The 19,863-nt window shown below is 41.8% G+C and carries 21 protein-coding genes and 4 tRNA genes; 8 read left to right on the forward strand and 17 right to left on the reverse strand.

Annotation, left to right across the window (positions count from 1 at the left end; translation table 11 throughout):
• Nucleotides 1–34 precede the first annotated feature (34 nt).
• The 3 genes from J3P37_RS16010 to J3P37_RS16020 are packed head-to-tail and all read right to left on the reverse strand — an operon-like array spanning nt 35 to nt 2,990.
• Nucleotides 35–709 (reverse strand): family 10 glycosylhydrolase, encoded by a 675-nt coding sequence (locus tag J3P37_RS16010; protein ID WP_256012453.1) that lies wholly within the window; start codon nt 707–709, stop codon nt 35–37.
• 32 nt (nt 710–741) lie between these two features.
• The gene (locus J3P37_RS16015; RefSeq protein WP_256012360.1) at nt 742–1,479 is read right to left on the reverse strand and encodes a T9SS type A sorting domain-containing protein; all 738 of its coding nucleotides are present in this window, start codon (nt 1,477–1,479) and stop codon (nt 742–744) included.
• 11 nt (nt 1,480–1,490) lie between these two features.
• Complete coding sequence (locus tag J3P37_RS16020) at nt 1,491–2,990, reverse strand: phosphodiester glycosidase family protein (protein ID WP_256012361.1); 1,500 nt, start codon at nt 2,988–2,990, stop codon at nt 1,491–1,493.
• Between the two features lie 457 nt (nt 2,991–3,447).
• Here J3P37_RS16020 and J3P37_RS16025 point away from each other — a divergent pair, with 457 nt between their 5' ends.
• Nucleotides 3,448–4,323, forward strand: coding sequence for a hypothetical protein (locus J3P37_RS16025; protein ID WP_256012362.1), 876 nt, complete (start codon nt 3,448–3,450; stop codon nt 4,321–4,323).
• A gap of 72 nt (nt 4,324–4,395) precedes the next feature.
• On the opposite strand, the gene J3P37_RS16030 is transcribed toward J3P37_RS16025, so the two are convergent.
• From J3P37_RS16030 to J3P37_RS16045, 4 genes are all read right to left on the reverse strand, one after another.
• Nucleotides 4,396–5,241: an SRPBCC family protein gene (locus tag J3P37_RS16030; protein ID WP_256012363.1), complete on the reverse strand. Its 846-nt coding sequence runs from the start codon at nt 5,239–5,241 to the stop codon at nt 4,396–4,398.
• Between the two features lie 262 nt (nt 5,242–5,503).
• A tRNA-Leu gene (locus J3P37_RS16035) sits at nt 5,504–5,587 on the reverse strand.
• A gap of 28 nt (nt 5,588–5,615) precedes the next feature.
• Nucleotides 5,616–5,702, reverse strand: a tRNA-Leu gene (locus J3P37_RS16040).
• A gap of 97 nt (nt 5,703–5,799) precedes the next feature.
• On the reverse strand, nt 5,800–6,117 hold the full coding sequence (locus tag J3P37_RS16045; RefSeq protein ID WP_256012364.1) for a hypothetical protein: 318 nt from the start codon (nt 6,115–6,117) through the stop codon (nt 5,800–5,802).
• Nucleotides 6,118–6,408: 291 nt separating this feature from the next.
• Between J3P37_RS16045 and J3P37_RS16050 the strand changes: the two genes are divergently transcribed.
• Nucleotides 6,409–6,481: transfer RNA gene (locus tag J3P37_RS16050), tRNA-Lys, on the forward strand.
• 66 nt (nt 6,482–6,547) lie between these two features.
• A tRNA-Lys gene (locus J3P37_RS16055) sits at nt 6,548–6,623 on the forward strand.
• Between the two features lie 112 nt (nt 6,624–6,735).
• On the opposite strand, the gene J3P37_RS16060 is transcribed toward J3P37_RS16055, so the two are convergent.
• The 4 genes from J3P37_RS16060 to J3P37_RS16075 all read right to left on the reverse strand — a co-directional run bounded on the left by J3P37_RS16060 (nt 6,736) and on the right by J3P37_RS16075 (nt 10,187).
• On the reverse strand, nt 6,736–7,623 hold the full coding sequence (locus J3P37_RS16060; RefSeq protein WP_256012365.1) for a hypothetical protein: 888 nt from the start codon (nt 7,621–7,623) through the stop codon (nt 6,736–6,738).
• Nucleotides 7,624–7,713: 90 nt separating this feature from the next.
• Nucleotides 7,714–8,220, reverse strand: a complete 507-nt coding sequence (locus tag J3P37_RS16065) for a DinB family protein (RefSeq protein ID WP_256012366.1) — start codon at nt 8,218–8,220, stop codon at nt 7,714–7,716.
• Nucleotides 8,221–8,270: 50 nt separating this feature from the next.
• Nucleotides 8,271–9,143: an alpha/beta fold hydrolase gene (locus J3P37_RS16070; RefSeq protein WP_256012367.1), complete on the reverse strand. Its 873-nt coding sequence runs from the start codon at nt 9,141–9,143 to the stop codon at nt 8,271–8,273.
• A gap of 108 nt (nt 9,144–9,251) precedes the next feature.
• Complete coding sequence (locus tag J3P37_RS16075) at nt 9,252–10,187, reverse strand: SRPBCC family protein (RefSeq protein ID WP_256012368.1); 936 nt, start codon at nt 10,185–10,187, stop codon at nt 9,252–9,254.
• A gap of 146 nt (nt 10,188–10,333) precedes the next feature.
• On the opposite strand from J3P37_RS16075, the gene J3P37_RS16080 reads away from it, so the two are divergent.
• From J3P37_RS16080 to J3P37_RS16100, 5 genes are all read left to right on the forward strand, one after another.
• Nucleotides 10,334–11,317, forward strand: coding sequence for a GlxA family transcriptional regulator (locus J3P37_RS16080; RefSeq protein WP_256012369.1), 984 nt, complete (start codon nt 10,334–10,336; stop codon nt 11,315–11,317).
• A gap of 86 nt (nt 11,318–11,403) precedes the next feature.
• A complete protein-coding gene (locus J3P37_RS16085; RefSeq protein ID WP_256012370.1) occupies nt 11,404–11,727 on the forward strand; it encodes an ArsR/SmtB family transcription factor in 324 nt (107 codons plus the stop codon).
• Between the two features lie 6 nt (nt 11,728–11,733).
• Complete coding sequence (locus J3P37_RS16090) at nt 11,734–12,201, forward strand: SRPBCC family protein (RefSeq protein ID WP_256012371.1); 468 nt, start codon at nt 11,734–11,736, stop codon at nt 12,199–12,201.
• Nucleotides 12,198–12,608 carry a DoxX family protein gene (locus J3P37_RS16095; RefSeq protein WP_256012372.1) on the forward strand — a complete coding sequence of 137 codons (411 nt, stop codon included), beginning with the start codon at nt 12,198–12,200 and terminating at the stop codon, nt 12,606–12,608. Before J3P37_RS16090 ends, J3P37_RS16095 begins: the two co-directional genes overlap by 4 nt.
• A 19-nt stretch (nt 12,609–12,627) precedes the next feature.
• Nucleotides 12,628–13,203, forward strand: coding sequence for a DUF4256 domain-containing protein (locus tag J3P37_RS16100; RefSeq protein ID WP_256012373.1), 576 nt, complete (start codon nt 12,628–12,630; stop codon nt 13,201–13,203).
• 46 nt (nt 13,204–13,249) lie between these two features.
• Here J3P37_RS16100 and J3P37_RS16105 read toward each other — a convergent pair whose 3' ends face one another.
• The 6 genes from J3P37_RS16105 to J3P37_RS16130 form a co-directional block, all read right to left on the reverse strand.
• Nucleotides 13,250–13,717 (reverse strand): TspO/MBR family protein, encoded by a 468-nt coding sequence (locus J3P37_RS16105; RefSeq protein WP_256012374.1) that lies wholly within the window; start codon nt 13,715–13,717, stop codon nt 13,250–13,252.
• Nucleotides 13,718–13,725: 8 nt separating this feature from the next.
• On the reverse strand, nt 13,726–15,054 hold the full coding sequence (locus J3P37_RS16110; RefSeq protein ID WP_256012375.1) for a PQQ-dependent sugar dehydrogenase: 1,329 nt from the start codon (nt 15,052–15,054) through the stop codon (nt 13,726–13,728).
• Nucleotides 15,055–15,235: 181 nt separating this feature from the next.
• Nucleotides 15,236–16,003, reverse strand: coding sequence for an MBL fold metallo-hydrolase (locus J3P37_RS16115; RefSeq protein ID WP_256012376.1), 768 nt, complete (start codon nt 16,001–16,003; stop codon nt 15,236–15,238).
• Nucleotides 16,000–16,275 (reverse strand): hypothetical protein, encoded by a 276-nt coding sequence (locus tag J3P37_RS16120; RefSeq protein WP_256012377.1) that lies wholly within the window; start codon nt 16,273–16,275, stop codon nt 16,000–16,002. The genes J3P37_RS16115 and J3P37_RS16120 overlap by 4 nt, the downstream gene beginning before the upstream one ends.
• A gap of 120 nt (nt 16,276–16,395) precedes the next feature.
• Nucleotides 16,396–17,046 carry an outer membrane lipoprotein periplasmic chaperone LolA1 gene (gene lolA1 / locus J3P37_RS16125; RefSeq protein ID WP_256012378.1) on the reverse strand — a complete coding sequence of 217 codons (651 nt, stop codon included), beginning with the start codon at nt 17,044–17,046 and terminating at the stop codon, nt 16,396–16,398.
• A 72-nt stretch (nt 17,047–17,118) separates the two neighbouring features.
• Nucleotides 17,119–19,830 carry an FtsK/SpoIIIE family DNA translocase gene (locus J3P37_RS16130; RefSeq protein WP_256012379.1) on the reverse strand — a complete coding sequence of 904 codons (2,712 nt, stop codon included), beginning with the start codon at nt 19,828–19,830 and terminating at the stop codon, nt 17,119–17,121.
• Between the last annotated feature and the right edge of the window lie 33 nt (nt 19,831–19,863).

The raw sequence follows: 19,863 nt of genomic DNA on the forward strand, positions 1-19,863 counted from the left end.
TAAGGATCATATAATCGGCTGGCCCAATTTACACCTACCTGATAATAGGTGGCATACCATGAACCAACATACGACCCAAATTTGATTTCCGGCCTGATACTTTGACGCCGGCCCTGGCGCGCTGAATAAAATCATGCATCACGTTGGCTCTATATTCAAGCCAGCGTTTGTAATAAACACCCGTAGCAGCAGGAACAATCTGCCCGGAAACGTTCTTCCAGTATGGTACAATATCCTTTGGGAAAGTCATATTTCTGGCATTCATGTCATTATATTTCTGCTCCAGAAACCCGACAAAGTCGTTTTTACTATAGTCAGAAAAATCAGCATTTATGTCGGCGTAGCGGCAATAGTCAGTGATGATACCATCGACATCATACCTGGCAACTATCTCCTTCATAATGTTAATCGCCCTATCCTGCACTTCAGGTAAGGCCGGATTCACAAATCCATTTTTTCCTGTGGAAGTTACCGGCACACGCATGCCGTTGACATCGCAAACCACTGATTGATAAAAATCTTTAAAAACAGCATCTTCGAACACATTTCCCATTTTACGTACATAGTCTCCTTCGACGAAAACCATAGTAGAAGCAAATACTTTCATCTTGCGCAACCAAGCCTCTCTTATGATAAATTCAAGATAATCGAAGCCGGGAGGCAGAAACTTTCCTTCCATGGATGTCAACTGAGGAGCATAGTCGCTAATAAACTGACCATTAGATAAACTCTTTTATTGGTTTACTGTATAAACTTTTTGCGAACAGCAACAGAGGGACTTCTAAGGGATAGTATATAAATACCACTCTGCAGATTAACAGGAATACTAAATCCATTGTCACCCTTTTGGAGATTGAGAGACAAAGACCCCAACTCCCGTCCGGACACATCTAAAACATGTATCGTGGCTGCAGAATTAACAGGAGTATATACAGAGCCTTTTACCAATCCCGTCCCCCATGCCGAGAAAACAGTTAGTTCAGTAGAGTTAAGTCCTGTTTCAATGACAACAACAGCAGACAAGGACTCTTTTCCATTAAAATCCACCTGTCTCAACCTATAATAATTTGTTCCCGGCAGAGGGTTTTGATCAATGAAGTTATAACTACTGGAAACAGAAGAATTCCCTTTTCCTAAAACGAATGATAACAGCGAGAAAGACTTAGCATCTTCAGACCGAAGTACCTCGAATCTGGAATTGTTTATTTCGAATGCTGTTTTCCACGACAATATATTTACCTGCCCGGATTTTTTACCGGAAAAAGAAATTAGTTCAACGGGCAGAACCTGTTTGCGGAGGGCCGCAATAAATGCGACATTATTTGCGCCATAGCCATTCCCCCAGTTCGGACTAGCGTCCGAGCTGGCTGAGGCGTCAGGGCCATTATAATCTAAAAGAACTTTTGAGGGATCTAATATCTGCGATTTCGCAGCCATGGAGAATACCAAAAAACCCGATAGAATGATAGTCGTTTTCATTTGAATTGTGATTAGATCTTTGATTTAACAATAACTGCACTTACCACTGCTCTTTCTGTACCATCTGATGGCCTGACTGTATTCTGACCATTTATCGTAAAGGACGTAGAACCTCCCCCATCAAGATTCAACGCAGCTACGCAACCCATCTCCTTCATTAAATTTGCCAACTCAAGCAGGTCCAGTCCTATGCCCCCATTTGCGTTCCCACCTTCCACAGCAACGATTATCACTTTTCCATCAGCAGTGTGCCCAATGGCAGACCGGGCCCTCGAAGATGCGTTATCAATAACTATTAGTTCTTGGACATCCGTAATATTCACTGTATTATTTTTAATAAGAACAGGAGAGCCTCCTATTGCACTTGTAGCATTCCAAATGGTACCTCCGCTGGGAAAAGTTGCAGTGGGAAGGCCTTGCGGCGCAAGCGAAACATCATTAGGACTTGGCTGAGGATAAGAATAGATTGTTCCGTTGCTGGAACCTACATGATATATCCAACTCACATCAGGCTGATCAGTAGCAGTAATTCCAAAAGCTCCCCGTGTTGGATAATATGTATTCGCCGTCGATTTGTAGACGCTCCTGCTTAAAGATTTGATATTCACAGCGCTTACAACGGCACGATACTCTACGAGGCTATACGAAGCATTCGAGCCAAAAAAACCTCCGTTTATACATGCATAAGCTGTTCCGGGTTCATCACTATAAAAGGAAGAAACTTTTTTGGTGGTAGCGGACAGAACTGGCTTAAACTCAACCAACCTCGGATCGAAGACCAATGCATAGGCATTCATAGACTTTCCATTGTAAGGGGCAGTCGTTTTGTAAACCTGGATACCTGCCGGGAAACCAGTCATCAATTCTTCTGCCTTTAACCAATAAGAAGGCAGATTAACCAAAGGCACGTCTTTAGAAACCGCAACGGCCGGGTTAGTTGCATACACAAACGATCCCGCAGCCGCAGTAGCGCTGGTTACGATTTTAGGGCAAGCAAGGCCAGTAAAAAAAATATTTGTACTGCCATTCCCGGTTGCAAAAGCATGAACCGCATTAGTAGTTCCCAAGCCGTCATCTGCTCCCCCCGACCTGATAAGCACCATTTCTGTCGCGGTCAGATTTAGCGAATGCGCAGCGTTCAGGTTAATAAGCTTGCTATTTTCAAACTTAATATCAACAATAAAATCAGCCGGGTTTTCATCCTCTTTCCATGCTGCATCACTTGATCCATTTTTCCTTAAAACAATAGCAGTTCCAGACCTCAGATCTTTCCAGAGATCAACATCTGCAAACCTGTACTTTCCCCCATTATCAGTCGTAATACTATTTCCAAAATCTTTTAAAATATAATTCCGGATATCCAGGTGATCCCGAATAACTAAAAGCTCGATAGCGTCATAATCGCCAGTTGCGCTGGTGCTATTATAAATCCGATTGACAACAATGTTTTGAGCGTAACTCAGATAGGCGCCCAAAAAGCAACAAAAGAAAATGAGTAAGCGTTTTTTCATACTTTAAATAATAAAATAATTTAAACATTGCCTAAGTTATTAAATTATTTATTTAAGTTAAATACTACGCAATTTTTTATTAATAATATAGAGCGGTATATTGATGTATTTATTATTTTAGACTTTTAACTGAAACCTCTTTTGCGCTCGACATCAAACTCCTCAAATCTATCCCTGGGTTTCACCTGAGTTGCACATGCCCCCAGCTAGAGCCCACCATGAGTCCACGTTTAGTCCACCTTTCCCGGGAAATAGGTGGCCTCTTAGAGGCTATTAAGAGGGTTCAGGCAAGCTGCTTATCTTTCCAAGGGATAAGAAGGCAATACACCTGTATATTAGAATACCTAAGTGTGGTCTGCAAAAAGCAAATACGGATAGAGTGCAAAAAGTGACTTAAGTCATTGACGCCCACCTGGCAATGGTTTAGATTTATGCCGAAGATACAATTTTAAAATCCATGGCAAGAATCGATAAAAACGGAATCATTCACGGATCAAAAGCAAACGATGTTTATAGGGAATACCAGGGCAAGCAAGTGATACAGAGTAAACCAAAGGAGTTTAAACAAACACCGAATAGCCAGGAAGGCAACCTTGAATTTTCCTTATCCAGCACCACGGCCATGGCAATACGCCACGCGTTTGGCTACACCTATGCCGGTTATGATGGAAAAATGGTAAACCGCCTGAATTCCGCAGTGTATTCCTGCATTCTTGCCAGTAGTAAAGAAAGAGGTGAACGTGATCTGAACGACGCGGATCTGAGTTACCTCGAAGGCTTCCAGTTTAATAATAATTCCCCTACGGATAAAGTATTCAAAAAAAAGCCAAAAGCTTATTTGGATGCTGAAAACAAGATCCTCATAGATATTCCCTCGCTTTCATATTATGACATCAAGAGCAGCCACACGGGCGACTACTTACTTAGATTTGTAGTGATAGCCTTCCACTTTAAAAACAAGGCATTTCATTACAATGGTCTGAAAGAGATTACCATAAGACGTGGTGAAACGCTTGAAGGCGGAGAGATCCGACTTGAAGATGAATTGCTTAAAGGCAGGGTTATAATGTTAAGCATGTCTCTGCATGGCTATCACAATGATCATTTCGGAGGAGTACAAACAATCAACTCATCGAGCTGGAGCCCTTCAGAGATATTGGCAGCCTGGCATATTCCCGCAGGTGGCCCGGAAGATGAAACTGTTGCAATTAACAACAAGCCTTTAGGTCTAACATATAATGGAAACGAGTATTTGGACAAAATAGCCCAATTAAGGAACAAGGTTAAAACTAAGAAAAAAACGAGAGGGCTGAAAGCGAAGCGAAAGCTGTAACCGAAGCCAGCTCAGTCAATGAAATACCCGAATAGACTCACTAAGCAGAACCTCGTCGCGCCACTCGTCTAATTATTTAGATTCGGAAAATTCTTTGATTAGCTTAATACCTTCATCCCACATCGCAGTATGCCCCTCAATATATTTTTTGGCAAGTGGTCCTGATTCAACGGCAAGTGTATAACTGCCGTCGCTATTTTTAGAAAGTGAGTACTTTTCAGCGTACTCTCCAGTCTCACTACCTGGTGCAGGCTCTACGTCATCATACATATCCACCTGCAAATATTCAAAGTTGCGGTGCTCTTTAACTTTGCCCACCGAGCCAACATTTCCTTCCGAATCTAACCAGCGTACCTCTGATCCTGGCTTCCAGTCCGTTTCAACTGATGCTCCGCCGCCAAATGCCTTTCCCCACTGGTCCTCCGGATGTAACAGCACATCCCAAATATTTTCCGCAGATGCCGATATCACTACCGATTTTTGGATAACACCGGTTTCAACGTAGTTTTTGAGTGACTCACCCAGTATGAAGTTCCAGCCTCCTGTGAAACTTGAAACAGAAAAGTTAGGATCATCTGTCTGAAAGCTGCCCAAACCCTCGTGGCTAAGTCTCAACCTTGTTTGTCTCTCCGCCTCCTCAAATAACTCGACAGTTAGTACAGAACGTCTGTCATATTCCGGATAAGTCCAGGTGTAACTTAATTTATTAGGGGCCTCTACATGTAACACTTCACATTCATGCAGATATTGTACGTTTTCATCTCCTCCCGTAAAGCTGAACTTAAATCCTTTCTCAGGTTTGAACCCGGAGATGTCGAAATACCATTCCTTCATTTGATCTTTGTCGGTGAGGGCTTTCCATACCTTTTCAATTGGTGCGTTATAAATATCTTCAACAACGAGTGGTTTGGTTTCCATAAGATTGGTTTTAGGGGAATTAGATAAAGTTATAAATATCTAAGGAAGCAACAAAAAAAAAATTAGCTTGTATCCGGCTTCCTGGCACACGCGGCACGCGTGCGCAAAAACTTTTCAGAATCAATGTAAATTCTTGAAAGAATAACTTTTCACTTAACCCGGCTTAACCATTGAGAGTGAATGAATGTGCAATAGTTATCCCCAGCAGCAAGAAAAAAGTAATAGAAGAGCTCAAACTACTAATTTCATTTTAAGCCAAAAGTGCCCGGAACGAGATTCGAACTCGTACACCTATACAGGCGCCACCCCCTCAAGATGGTGCGTCTACCAATTTCGCCACCCGGGCTTTTGTTATGATTTATTACCTTTATGCTTGGTGCCCGAGGAGAGACTCGAACTCTCAAGGGACAATTCCCAACGGCTTCTGAGACCGCAACGTTTACCAATTTCGCCACCCGGGCATAAAGGTCCGCAAATATATAACCTTAAAACAAACTTTCAGCCTTAATTTAGAAAAATGTAGAATTCAAATATTTTGCTGAATAGTGGTGTTTCCTCCTACTGGTGGAAACTATCCGCATCAGAGAGTCCGGGGTTCTCGGCAAGTATTTCCATCCTTGGATTTTCAATATAATCGGCATACCAACGTATGGCTTCAATCACCAGCAAAGGATCGTTTCCGTCGTAGTGCGATGTCTCAAATGCAAGAAGCTGACCATGGTCGTTGCCATAGAATTGCAGCTCGGAAGGATTTGGCTCGAACTCTTCTTTGTCGAGGCAAAATACATTAATGCGCAGATCACCATCTCTGTGCCGGATTACGTCTCTGCACGGATTATGTGAATCTTTTACCAACAAAAAAACAGACTGATCCATAAGTATTATTTGATATTAATGCCAAAGCTTTCAAAATGTTTTTAAAAAATTTATCCTGAAATTATTAAATACAGGAGGCTTAGACCTTTTCAATCTCCGTTTCTTTTGTCTTATTGTTTGATTTTTGAGACGATTTGGGCAGTTTCTAACGCCTAAGGAAGATTTTCTATCTGAGAATTAAATGCTTAACCATTTTATCTAAAAAAATAAAACAAAGGGCTTGCAGCGTATTGTTTATAGCCGTACATTTGCATCACTTTAAAAGAAACGGTTAAACGTTCTGAAAAAGTTGATTCCGTAGCTCAGCTGGTAGAGCATTACACTTTTAATGTAGTGGTCCTGGGTTCGAATCCCAGCGGGATCACGGAGTGATACTCCAAGGTAAAAGCCTCTTGAAAGAGAGGCTTTTTTATTAAATTTTCTTGAATACGATTCCGTAGCTCAGCTGGTAGAGCATTACACTTTTAATGTAGTGGTCCTGGGTTCGAATCCCAGCGGGATCACCAAAAGCCTCACAGAAATGCGGGGTTTTTTCTTTAAACTAACCCCGGATCAAGCATAGAACGGATCAGTGCCAAAATCTGGGATCAAGCGGAAAAGTTGAGGGCACTGTAAACATCACTTCCGAACTGGTCTCAGCGTATAAACAAGAGAAGTTTTTGATATATCCATACCTCGACCATCAATATCACTATAGTTGTATAAGAGGATTTCACCTTGTTTCCCTTCAAATACGAAATACCTGTTATTCTTCTTATCGGTATTAAAGCCAATAAGATCCGCGGTATTTTCGTCGGGCTCGTCAAAATCGGTATTTATACGATAAGTTTGATACCCGGAGAAACCCGAGAGATTTCCTTCCGGACTAAAGCTTACAGTTTTGCTGTGGCCCAAAGAATCAGAACAAATGTACTTTCCTGCAAAGACCTCCCTATTTGCTAAATATTGAATCCCACTCTCGACACTGTTTGAAGACGAGCTCTTCAATATCCTGGTGTATTCAGTTTTATCAATAAGCTTATTATTTTTATTGTAATGAAACAAAGTAAGTGTTGTGTCCCCACCCACCGAGTAGCCTAACAAGTAATAATTACTTCTGTCATCGTAATCGATCAAATTTGTTTTATAAAGTGTGTCTTTCCCGCTCAGGCCTGGATAAATTGTAAATTGCCAACCTTCGTGATTGCCCATGCTACAACCTACATAAAGACTGTCGGCTGATTTTTCGGCCTCCTGAATAATTATACTTGAATATTTTCCAATTTTGTTATGTGAACGCGCAGGAGATTTTGTCACCTTTATCGACTCAACGTAGTCAGTTTGAACCCAGTCACCATTAAGCACCGAGGGAAACCCGCCTTTGATAGCTTTTTTGGGAACTTCCTTGTTATTGAGAGTCTCAACCTCTATGGTCGTTGTATCCTTTGCTTTTCTGGTTCTCTTTTCCGATTGACAAGATACTGCTGCCAGGAAAATTACAATAAAGTACTTCAGTTTAGCCTTCATTCGCAATTTTGTTTAAGATATTTTCAAGCCGAAGTTAATTCAAATATCATAAATTGCAAGTTTGATGATAGTTACCAGAGTGCAAAAAACTTAACTAGTTTTAATCTCATCTTCATACACAGGCCCATACATTCCCGGCACCTTATTTCCCGTAGCTCGCAGATAAACGATCAATTCACCGCGGTGGTGATAAATGTGATTAAAAAGAAAGCCACGTGCCACCATCCCTCTGGGCATTGGGCCAAGCACTACCTGCTCCCCTACTGTCATGGTCCAATTATCTAATAACTTTTCTTCGGTAAGCGTTTTTAGCGCAGCCCTGGCCTTTTCAACGTTGCTTTCAAAAAGTGCCAGCGTAGCTTTGATATCATTTGTATCACCCCGTTCGAGACTATCCGTTGAGATATCGTAAACGTCCTGGGTGATTGTACCTACGTACCAATAGTAAATAGTGGCAATATGCTGTGCCAGCTCCCCCATTGTCCAGGATGTTTCAGAAGGTTTATAGGCAAGATCTTTTTCGGGAACGGCCTGTAGCAGTTTACGGGTGCTGCTTACTTCGTGTTCAAATTCTTGAGTCAAATATTGCAGTATCATATAAATTGTTTCTAATAAAGATAGTAAAGATGCATGTTAGACATTGATTTTTACAATGTGTTTTCACGCAAAAAGTTTTTTATCAGGCTTCGAACCTCGTCAAAATTAGTTTCCAGCGCCATATGCCCTCCTTCCAGGATATGAAGCTGTGCAGCAGGCAGGTCACGTTGATAACAATAAGCTTCTTCGATGCTGAAAAAGACATCGTATTTTCCCCAAACGATTATTGCCGGCGGCTGATACTTTCTGAAGTAGTACTGATACTTTTCGAACATTTGCAGGTTGCTCTGATAGTCACAATTCAAGTGGAATTGCATCTCAATATTGCCGGGCCGGCTTATTAGCGCCCAGTCAAGGGTCCATAATTCGGGGCCAAGATGATAAAGCAAGTTGTCAGGAAGTCCGGCAGTATATTGCATTTTGGTACCGTCCTCACTTAAAAAGGACATCACTTTCTTCTTTTTTTCTTCGGTTGGATTTGCCCAGAAATCTTTTGTCTCGTCCCATTGGGAGCCTAAGCCTTCTGCATAGGCGTTCCCATTTTGAACAATCAAACCGAGAATCTTTTCCGGATTATTTATGCACAGCCGAAGTCCTATGGCGGATCCGTAGTCGTGGAGATAAATAACGAATGTATCCAGGCCAATCGTCTCAACAAATTGCTCCATGCAGGCGGATATATTACTGAATGAGTATTCGAACTCATTCATCTGGGGAAAATCGCTAAAACCAAAACCAGGATAGTCCGGAGCTACGAGATGAAATTTGTCTGACAATGAGATCATCAGGTTTTTAAACATAACCGACGAACTCGGGAATCCATGTAACAAGAGGAGTGAAGGATTTCTTTTATCGCCAGCCTCACGGTAAAAGATTTTGATACCATTTATTTCAATGCCCTTATTTTGAATTGGGTTGCTCATTTTGTAAAGAGGTAGAGCTGTAAAAATGATAATAAAAAGCCGAAATCTTTCTGACTTTTTACTATCATTACTTCAAAAATTCATTCCGTTTTGCGATTCAACTAACTATCACTTATCGTTTTCCGGATAAGGAAAGCCTTTACCAGTTTCGCAAAGAAACTTCAAACTCCTGAAGAACAAAGCCCAATCATAACTGCAGGATTCAAACTCGGAGGTGTACGCCTTCCATCCGGCATGGTGGAAGGTCATAATGCAGCCTTTGCTGTGTGCTTCTAGTTTAAACGAAAGCGTGGTTCCAATCCATTCATCGTACGCTTTAAGACATAACCACCCTACACTACTGTAAGGCTTGAGTTCGGTCACCTTCATTTCCTTGTAGTATTCCGGACCAAATGCAAACCTCAATATGGCACCAAGCTCCGGCTTTGCTATGGTATCCGGTGTCCACCAGCCAGCCAATCCTTTTTGCGTGGTCAACGCTTCGTACACGATTTCGACCGGGACCTTTATCAGTAAGCGATGACGAATACATTTCTGTTCTGATGTGGTGTCTGAATTTGCTTCGGGATCATGAGATGTTCCCACAGTTGAATCTGCTTCAATTTTTGGTGTTGCCTTACCCTTTCCGGTGAGAATTAATTGCTTTAAGCTGTCCTGAATATAGTGGGTCCAGGCATCGTGGCAAACCTGGTAACATTCTTTTGCCGGCACTAAACCCTTTTGAGTAAAGCTCAGACGGGTACTACCGTTATTTTGAGAAATGTCAAAGATGATCTGGTCGCCTTTCCACTCCGATTGGTCCTGAGTGAATTTGAAATGGTTATCGAGCACAGTCCAGACCACTTTTTTATTAGGGATCAATTCAGTTATTTTCATTTTACAGCGATGGACGTCCTGGTAATGATAGGCAAATTCACTATCGAGAGAACCTGTCTCGCCGTCAATATTTTCCGACCACCAGCCCCGGACATTATTTACTGCATTAAATACTGCTGCTGGCGATGCGTCTACTACTAGTGTGGTTGAGAAATCTTCGGTTTTCATAATGATTTGTTTAAAGTTAAATGCTCTGGTAATACTTCTTCAAGTCAAATGTCGGCACAAACAGGCTCCGTCAGAGGGTGCAAAATAGACATTGTGAAGGGTTGATATGGACAAGAAGGACTCATAACTTTGTGAAAAGCATAGCGATGAAACATATTACCATCCTGGTTCCCGAGGGGGAAAGCAACAACCTTAGCAGTATAGTTGGCGCCTATAAGATATTGACACGAGCGAATGCTCTTTGGAAGGAAAATAGCGGAAACGCTTTGTATAAGATAGAACTGGCGGGCATTTCGAACCAGATTTCATACTATGAAGGCTTGTTCTCAGTGCAGCCGCATAAAAACATTTCAGATATCGCTAAAACCCACCTTATTATTATTCCTTCACTAAACCATAATTATGATAAAGTTGTTGCACCCAATCAACCGCTCATTGACTGGATCGTTGATCAATACAAAAACGGTGCAGAGATAGCCAGTATATGTACAGGCGCTTTTTTGTTGGCCGCATCGGGTTTGCTGGATGGAAAAAAGTGCTCCACGCACTGGGCGGCAGCTAATAATTTCAGAGCCATGTTCCCAAAAGTTGATATTGAGCCGGACAGGTTAATAACGGCGGAAAGCGGCATTTATACCAATGGTGGCGCGTATTCATTTTTAAACCTGATTATCTACCTCGTGGAAAGGTATTTCGACCGGCCGACAGCCATTTTTTGCTCCAAAGTGTTCCAGATAGAAATGAACAGGGATAGCCAGTCTTCCTTCATCATGTTTAAAGGACAGAAGTCACACGACGATGATGTGGTAATGCAGGCGCAAAATTACATCGAGGCGCACTTTGAGGAAAAAATATTTGTTGAGGAATTGTCGCAGAGGCTGGCTGTAGGCAGACGGAATTTCGACAGAAGATTTATAAAGGAAACCGGAAATACTCCAGTGGAATATATGCAACGGGTGCGGATTGAGAAAGCAAAAAATGAGTTTGAAACCAGCCGCAAGACGGTGAACGAAGTTATGTATCAAGTTGGCTACTCGGATATGAAAGCATTTCGCGAGGTATTTAGAAAGGTTACGGGGATGACGCCGCTGGATTACCGGAAAAAATATAATAAAGAGTCTCTATTCTAATTGGAAATTTATTAAGTCACTAATTTTTAACGCCCTATTGCGTAGTCAAATAACTACACATATATTTGTAGCCAAATAACTACGTAATGAATTTAAGAAGAGATGTATTTCAGGCCATTGCCGACCCAACCAGAAGGGCGATACTTATATTGGTTGCGTCACAATCTATGACAGCAGGTGCGATAGCTGCAAACTTCGACACAGCCAGACCCACCGTTTCTAAACACCTTCAGATACTAACGGAGTGTGAATTGCTCAAACAGCAGCAAAACGGCAGGGAAATTCACTATCAGTTAAACCCTGGCAAAATGAAAGAAATAGCAGACTTTATTGAACCCTTCCGAAAAATGTGGGATGATCGATTCAATAAACTCGAGGATATTATGAAAAACTTTAAACCAAACTATTAGAATCAAATGGAAAGAAAAACGAAGATCCATGCAGAAGATGGTAAACACGACCTTTTGATAACGAGAGAATTCGATTTGCCCCTTCAACTTCTCTTTAAGGCACATGCAGAGCCCGAGATTGTTGAACAATGGATGAGCACAAACGTGCTGAAGCTGGAAAACAAAAAGCATGGCGGCTGGCAGTACGAGACAAGAAACGATCAGGGGATAGTAGTATTTCGCGCCAATGGTGTGATCCATGAATTTATCCCAAATCAAAAGATCACCAGGACATTTGAAATGGAGAACACGCCTTTCGACGTGCAGCTCGAGTTTCTGGAATTTGAGCTGCTTAGTGAAACCACAAGTAAACTAAGCACACACATTGTCTTCAGATCTGTAGAACTTAGAAACCAAATGTTGGCTTTACCTTTTGCACAAGGCCTGAATATGGCTCATAACAAATTGCAAAATATTGTAAGTAAATTAAAATGACTATAACAAAGAGAACCGGGTCTGGAAGCTCAGCAAAGCTGAACAGAATAATCTATTGGATTGCTACTCTCTGGCTTACCCTCGGCATGCTATCCACCGGAATAGTGCAGTTATTACGAGTTAAAGGAGAAATTGAATTTATTTTAAATTTGGGCTATCCCGACTATTTACTTACGATCGTGGGTGTTTCAAAAATTTTGGGTGTTATAATAGTTCTTATTCCTAGATTTACTTTACTAAAGGAATGGGCTTATGCGGGCTTTTTTTATACGATGGCAGGAGCCTTTGTTTCACATATAGCAGCGGGAAGCCCAATGAATGAAATCTTTCCTTCGGTATTATTGCTAACCCTAACTGTGGTATCCTGGTTTTTCAGGCCTGCAGATAGAAAAATCGTTTCTCACTAAACTACAAAAGATCTATAAGATGAACAATAGTATTATCAACCAAAAGGAGTTGTTACCGGAACAACGTGAAGAACTACTGAACACTTTGAAATCCCGTTTTGAAAAGAACATGAACCGGCATAAAGGTATGGAATGGGCTAAAGTACAAGCAAAGCTGGAAGCCAGTCCAGAAAAATTGTGGGTGCTTGATGAAATGGAAGTCACTGGTGGCGAACCGGATGTTGTTGATTTTGATAAGAAAACTGGTGAAATTATTTTTTATGATTGTTCGGCTGAAAGCCCTAAGGGTCGAAGAAGTATTTGTTTTGACCAGGATGCTTTAAATTCAAGGAAAGAGCATAAGCCAGCCGACAGTGCTATGAATATGGCAAAGAACATGGGTATTGAAATTCTTTCTGAAGAGCAATACCGGGCGCTGCAGCAACTTGGAGAATTCGACAAAAAAACCTCCAGCTGGATACAAACTCCTGCTCCTATCAGAAAACTAGGCGGGGCTCTCTTTTGCGATCGTCGATATGACCATGTCTTCTTGTATCATAATGGGGCAGAGTCTTATTATGCTGCCAGGGGTTTCCGGGGCTCGCTGAGAGTTTAATACCAGCATTTGCACCTGCATAAATCGGTATATGAATTAACGCGCGTTAATTCATATACCAGATAGCTCCATTCAAACATGCAGCAAAACTTACCCACAAGAGATAGGGAAGCTGCAGCCAGGCTGCCACCTTGCTAATCTGATGGAACCAGAAGATCATAAAGATAATGCTTATCCATAACAGAACGATTTCAATCAAAGCCAGACCGGTTTGATGGAAATAAAAAAATAAAAAACTCCAGGCAAAGTTCAACAACAGCTGAAGAAAAAAAATTGTCAGTGCCGTTGATCTTATTTTTCCTGGTTCGGCCTTCCAAATTAGATACAAGGAAATTCCCATTAAAATATATAGCGCAGTCCAAACCGGGCTGAATACTTCATTCGGGGGATTGAATGATGGCTTATTCAGGTAAACATACCAGTTTGATATATTAGAAGATGTTGCATAACCAGCCACCCCTCCTACCAGCAAGGGCAGTGCTATACTTAAAATGAGCCTGATAACGTTTTTCATATTCCAGATTATTTTATTGCAGCCACTCTCCAGATCACGTTAGAGGCATCGTCAGCTACCAGGAGGGATCCATCATTCAGTACGCTAACACCAACCGGCCTGCCGTATACTTTTCCTTCTTCCTGGTCTGCTATAAACCCGGTTAGGAAATCTTCGGGTTTACCTGAAGGTTTTCCGTTTTTGAAAGGCACGAAAACTACTTTATATCCCACAAGTTCTGAGCGGTTCCAAGACCCATGTTGTCCAATAAACGCACCGTTATGGTATCTAGCCGGGAATGCTTTTTTACCATAGAATGCCAGGCCCAGCGAAGCGGAATGTGCTTCCAGAGGAACATCAGGCACGGTTGTTTTTTTTACAAGATCCGGCCTGACACCCTTAAGGCGCGGATCTTCATTCTGACCGAAATAAGCATAGGGCCATCCGTAAAATCCTCCTTCCTTAACACTGGTCAGATAGTCCGGTACAAGCTCATCTCCCAATCCGTCACGTTCGTTAACTGCTGTCCATAAGGTTTTAGAACCCGGATACCAATCCATTCCTACCGGGTTTCGCAGGCCACTTGCGTAAACGCGTTCGCCACTGCCATCGGGATCTATTTCCAATATATTTGCTCGTCTGACCTCATGTTCCATACCGTGCTCGGCTACATTTGAGGCAGATCCAACAGATACATAAATTTTAGAACCATACCGATTTGCAATGATATTCCGCGTCCAGTGATTGTTATATCCGTCGGCAGTAAGCTGCAGTATTCGCTTCCCTTTAGCTGTGATTTTGGATTGACCAGGGGTGTAGGGATATTGCACTACACCATCCGTATTAGCTACATAAAATGAATTATTAACTATCAGCATTCCCAGCGGTTGCTTCAAACCTTCCAAAAATGTTTGCCTGAATTCAGGCCTACCATCTTTGTCTGCGTCGCGAAGAATGGTGATACGATTGGCACTGCCGCCTTTTTGATGTGATTTTGCTTTCCCTGAAACCAGGTCTTTGGCTTTTGTTGAAAGCGACTTTTCGGTAGATGCTTCGGCTACAAAAATATCCCCGTTAGGGGCCTGGTACATCCAGCGGGGACTTTGAAATCCATCAGCGAAGCGTGTTACCACAAATCCCTGTGGTGCAGCAGGAGATTTATCTGCTGGCCATCCTATAATGTCTGAAAATTTATTCTTTGAGGCTGTGGTGTCTGGCTCGGGAAGTGTAATGCTACCGGACCGGGTTGCCACTGACGCGACTGTGTCTGCAACTGATTGTTCCTTCTTCCCGCTCCCGCTTTGGCACGAGATTGAGATTGAAATAAGTATGTAAGCTGGGAATAGTATGTATTTCATATTTGCTATGTTTTAAAAGTATTAAACACACACTATAACTGTTTTGAGGGGATCTGGTTTGCCGGATTCGGCACTTTGAATTACTTGGAAGACTTGCCTAGGCAAGAGGTCCTGAAACAAGTTCAGGATGACGAAGAAAGGGATTTAGGTTCTCTTCGAAGAACGGAACGTATTCACAGTCTCAGACATCTACCTCTATCACCAGGCCGTCATAAGCCAGCTCAATTCCCGGCGGAAGTTCCTTATTGATCTCAAAATGCCTTCCGAGACGATGGCTGATATGAGTAAAGTACGTGCGTTCCGCATCTATATCTTTCGCAAAATCGATTGCCTCCTCAAGAATAAAATGAGATATGTGCTTTTCCTTTTGCAATGCATTAATCACAAGAACTTTTGATCCCCGGATTTTTTCTTTTTCTTCAGGTGACACTGTCTTGGCATCAGTGATGTAAGTGAAATCCCCTATCCTGAATCCAAAAACAGGTAATTTATAATGCATCACTTCGATAGGAGTTACAGTAACACCCTCTACATCGAAAGGCTCGTTTTTTATTTCGTTTAAGTTGATAAGTGGTACACCAGGATACTTTACGGACGCAAAAGCATAATAAAATTCGCGCATCAGGCTCTCCTGCACCCTTTTATGAGCATAAACATTCATCGCCTCCTGCTGATGATAATTGAAAGCTCTTATATCATCCAATCCGGCAATATGATCTTTATGCTCATGGGTAAATAGTACCGCATCCAGCAACTTAACTTTTGCCCTGAGCATCTGGTACCTGAAATCCGGGCCGGTGTCAATAACTATTGTCTTGTTGTCAATTTCAAGCAGTGCGGAAGATCGCAGCCTGTTATCTTTAGGATCAGGAGATGTACATACAGCACAGCCGCATCCTATTACCGGTACTCCCTGTGAGGTTCCTGTTCCTAAAAAAGTTATTTTCAAAGCTGCAGTGATGTTTGTTTCAGTGAATATAAAAATTGTATCTGCTTTTCATCCAACAAACTTTCATCTGCAGGAATAGTTTGCAACAATAAAACGAGCGAGTTGATCTTACTTTCTATATTTGAAAACTTATTCACTACCACTATCCGGCTATTTTCAATCATACAGGCCCCTGTCTTGAAACTTCCTTTTTCATACCTAACCTTGTACTTTAAAGATTTGAGCAAGCTTTCAAGCTTTTCCAGCGTGTATTGGGTATATGTAAGCGACATAATTCAAAAATAGAAAAAACAAACGTGGTTCGGGCTTTACAATCAGGGACCGGATAAAAAAAAGCGATGATCGCTCACCGCTTTACAATTCATCTATCTAAATATGGTATTCGCAAGATTTTAACGGAGATCTTCTACGTTGACACCCGGATGTTTTTTAGCATCAAAAGCGAACATTGAATCGGAGACCTTCACGTTTGGACTAAACGATTTTATGGTATAGGTATATTTATTACCATTTTTAGCAAAGATCACAGCATTGCTTATTTGCTTCGAAACCTTATCGACATTTAGCCTAACCTTAAAAAAAGAGCTTTTTGAGTCAGTTGGTGTAAGATCGATAATATGCTGAACCTTTCCGTTAAGCTTTGTATCACCGGTATAAAGATATTTGAACCCCTTTTCATAAATGGTAAATATCTTTGCGGGATTTAAAGCATCCGCACTGTTATTCACATCACTTACCTGAACTTCTTTTTCATTTTTAAGATAAGTCCAGACCGTTTTTCCATCGCTGATCAGATCCTGATCTTTCATGCTGACCCTATACTTGTTTGCCTTGGATCTGGCATACAATGTTCCCGTTTGGGTTTCTTTTATCTTCGCCTGTGGGTTATCTAGCGTAAACGCAAAATCTGTTTTAATTACGTCGTAAGATTTGTATTTTTTACTTACCTGAGCCAGGATCGCCTTAGCTTTTGCATCAGTTTGTGCCAATGCGGCTATTCCTGTTCCAACAATTATCAGTGACGTTAAAATGTATTTATTCATGTAGATTTTTATGAAAATTAATAGTCTGACAATTTAATTGGCTAAAGGTTTAGTCCAAACCTGTTTTTCAATCTATTTATCATTCATATTATCAAGAAACTGCTCGAGAGCGTAATCGTCAGGAATGAGCACTTCACGGGCTTTACTGCCTTCGAAAGGCCCAACAATACCCGCAGCTTCGAGCTGATCAATAAGCCTTCCAGCACGATTGTATCCCAGTTTAAGTTTACGCTGGATTAGCGAGGTGGAGCCCTGCTGATGCATAACGATCAACCTTGCAGCATCTTCAAAAAGCGGATCGCGGTCACTTGGATCGAAGTCCTTAATACTTCCACCCTCACCATTTTCATCAACATATTCGGGCAACATCCAGGCTGATGAATAGCCTCTCTGCTCTCCTATATAATCAGATATGCGCTCTACTTCCGGAGTATCAACAAAGGCGCATTGAAGCCTGATCAAATCGTTCCCGGTCGAGAATAGCATGTCTCCCCTACCAATAAGCTGATCGGCACCACCGGAATCCAGAATGGTCCTCGAATCTATCTTCGATAGTACCCTGAATGCAAGCCTTGCAGGGAAGTTGGCTTTTATAGTACCCGTGATAATATTTACAGAGGGTCTTTGAGTAGCGATCACAAGGTGAATACCAACTGCACGCGCCAACTGCGCTAAACGGGCAATCGGTGTTTCTACTTCTTTACCTGCTGTCATCATCAAATCAGCAAACTCGTCTACTATCAATACGATGAACGGCAGAAAGCGATGTCCTTCTTCCGGATTTAGCTTACGGTTGACAAACTTGGCATTGTATTCCTTTAAGTTACGAACTTGTCCGTTCTTAAGAAGGTCGTAGCGCTGATCCATTTCAATACAAAGAGAATTCAGGGTATTGATCACTTTTTTTGTATCGGTAATAATGGCATCTTCTTCTCCCGGTAGTTTTGCCAGGAAATGTCTTTCTATTTTTCGGAATAGCGTTAACTCAACCTTTTTGGGATCTACCAGAACAAATTTAAGCTGTGAAGGATGAAGCTTGTACAAGAGAGAAACCAGAATAGAGTTGATCCCAACAGATTTACCCTGCCCGGTGGCACCGGCAACCAGTAAGTGTGGCATTTTAGCCAGGTCGGCGATAAAAACTTCATTGGATATGGTTTTGCCAAGAGCGATAGGCAGATCCATGGTGGTATTCTGAAACTTGTCTGTTGCTAAAACCGAGCGCATGGCCACCATCTCAGGATGAGAGTTTGGCACTTCTATACCGATGGTACCCTTTCCTGGCATCGGAGCGATAATACGGATACCCAAAGCGGCAAGACTTAATGCGATGTCATCTTCAAGGTTTTTGATCTTAGAGATCCTAACACCCGGCGCTGGTACAATTTCATAAAGTGTAACGGTTGGCCCGATAGTAGCTTTAATCTTATCGATCTCAATGTTATAATGATTGAGCGTTTCAACAATTTTGTTTTTGTTGGCCTCCAGCTCCTCCGCATTAACATTTATCTTATTGGTACCATAATTTTCAAGAAGATCCAGTACAGGATATTTGTAAGATGAAAGGTCCAGCTTGGGATCATATTGGCCAAATTGCTCTACCAAACTTGCAGCAGTACGCTCTTCAGGAGTTTTTTCAATCGTTAATACGGGCGATTCTTTTTCAGGAATAACCGTCTCTAAAACGAGCTGGTGTTCGGACTCATCCGGAATCGTATTTTCAATACTTAGTTCATGCTCTACCGGGGTAAGTTCATGCACTTTCTCTTCTTCTTTAGGAGTATTAAAAGCAAGAGCAGATCCGGTAACGGCCGCAACTGTTTCTAAAGGCACAGGCTTTGGAACTACAAACTCAGGTTCCGGTTCTTCGTCAATGACAATCGGAGGCACAACTCTTTCCTGTCTGAGCTGCTCTTTTTGCTGATCTCTGCGCCCGGGTTCTTCATTCTCTTCAATTTGAGGTTCCTGATGGATCACCTTATTTGCGCGCAGAGGAAACTCAACAGGCTGCGTCCTGAAATCGTCCTCATTTTCGATATCTTCATCAGCTATCGCATCAGGGATAGTTCCCATCACAACCTTTTTCTCCCGCTGAGGGATTTTAAAATCAATATTGTATGCAATTATTAAGGCAGATAATCCTGCAAATGTCAGAATACCGGCTGTTCCTGTATTTCCAATCTGTGCCTGCAGGAGACGATTTGTCCAGAAGCCGAATTCACCTTCGAGAAAATGCGGGTAATCGGAGGCGAAACCGTGAAGAAATGCCAGCAGAAGAGAGGTAAACACTAAAAGGAAAAAAGAATAACCCAGCGTTTTTGAAATCGAAGCAATACGCACTTTAAACAATAAGCGGTATCCGATAACAAAAAATACACCGATAAAAATAAAGGATGCTATACCAAACCATTCATAAATAAACTGGTGTGACAATAAGGCGCCAAATTTCCCCAGCCAGTTTTCAACTGCCGGATTAACGACACCAGCTTTTGAAAGCTCTTCTACAGATTTAAAAAGATTAGACCATCCCCCGTTAGCTTCGATCACATAACTTTGATCGTCCTGCCAGGTGAAAAGATAAGAGGTAAATGCAACTAGAAAATATAATGAAAGGATCAAAAAGAATAACCCGATTATCTTCAGAATCCTTCCATCATTGAATGCAAATCTGGGCAATACTTCTGTTTTCTCTCTCTCTTTTACAATACGCTCACGGGCAGGGGCTTTTGTACCCGGCTCTCCTCTGAAACTATTTGACCTGAACTGATTTCCTTTTACCGGCATTGATTGTTGCGGGGTTTAACCTGACAAATATAT

The sequence above is a fragment of the Desertivirga xinjiangensis genome (genome assembly GCF_024436435.1).
GTDB classification, from domain to species: domain Bacteria; phylum Bacteroidota; class Bacteroidia; order Sphingobacteriales; family Sphingobacteriaceae; genus Desertivirga; species Desertivirga xinjiangensis.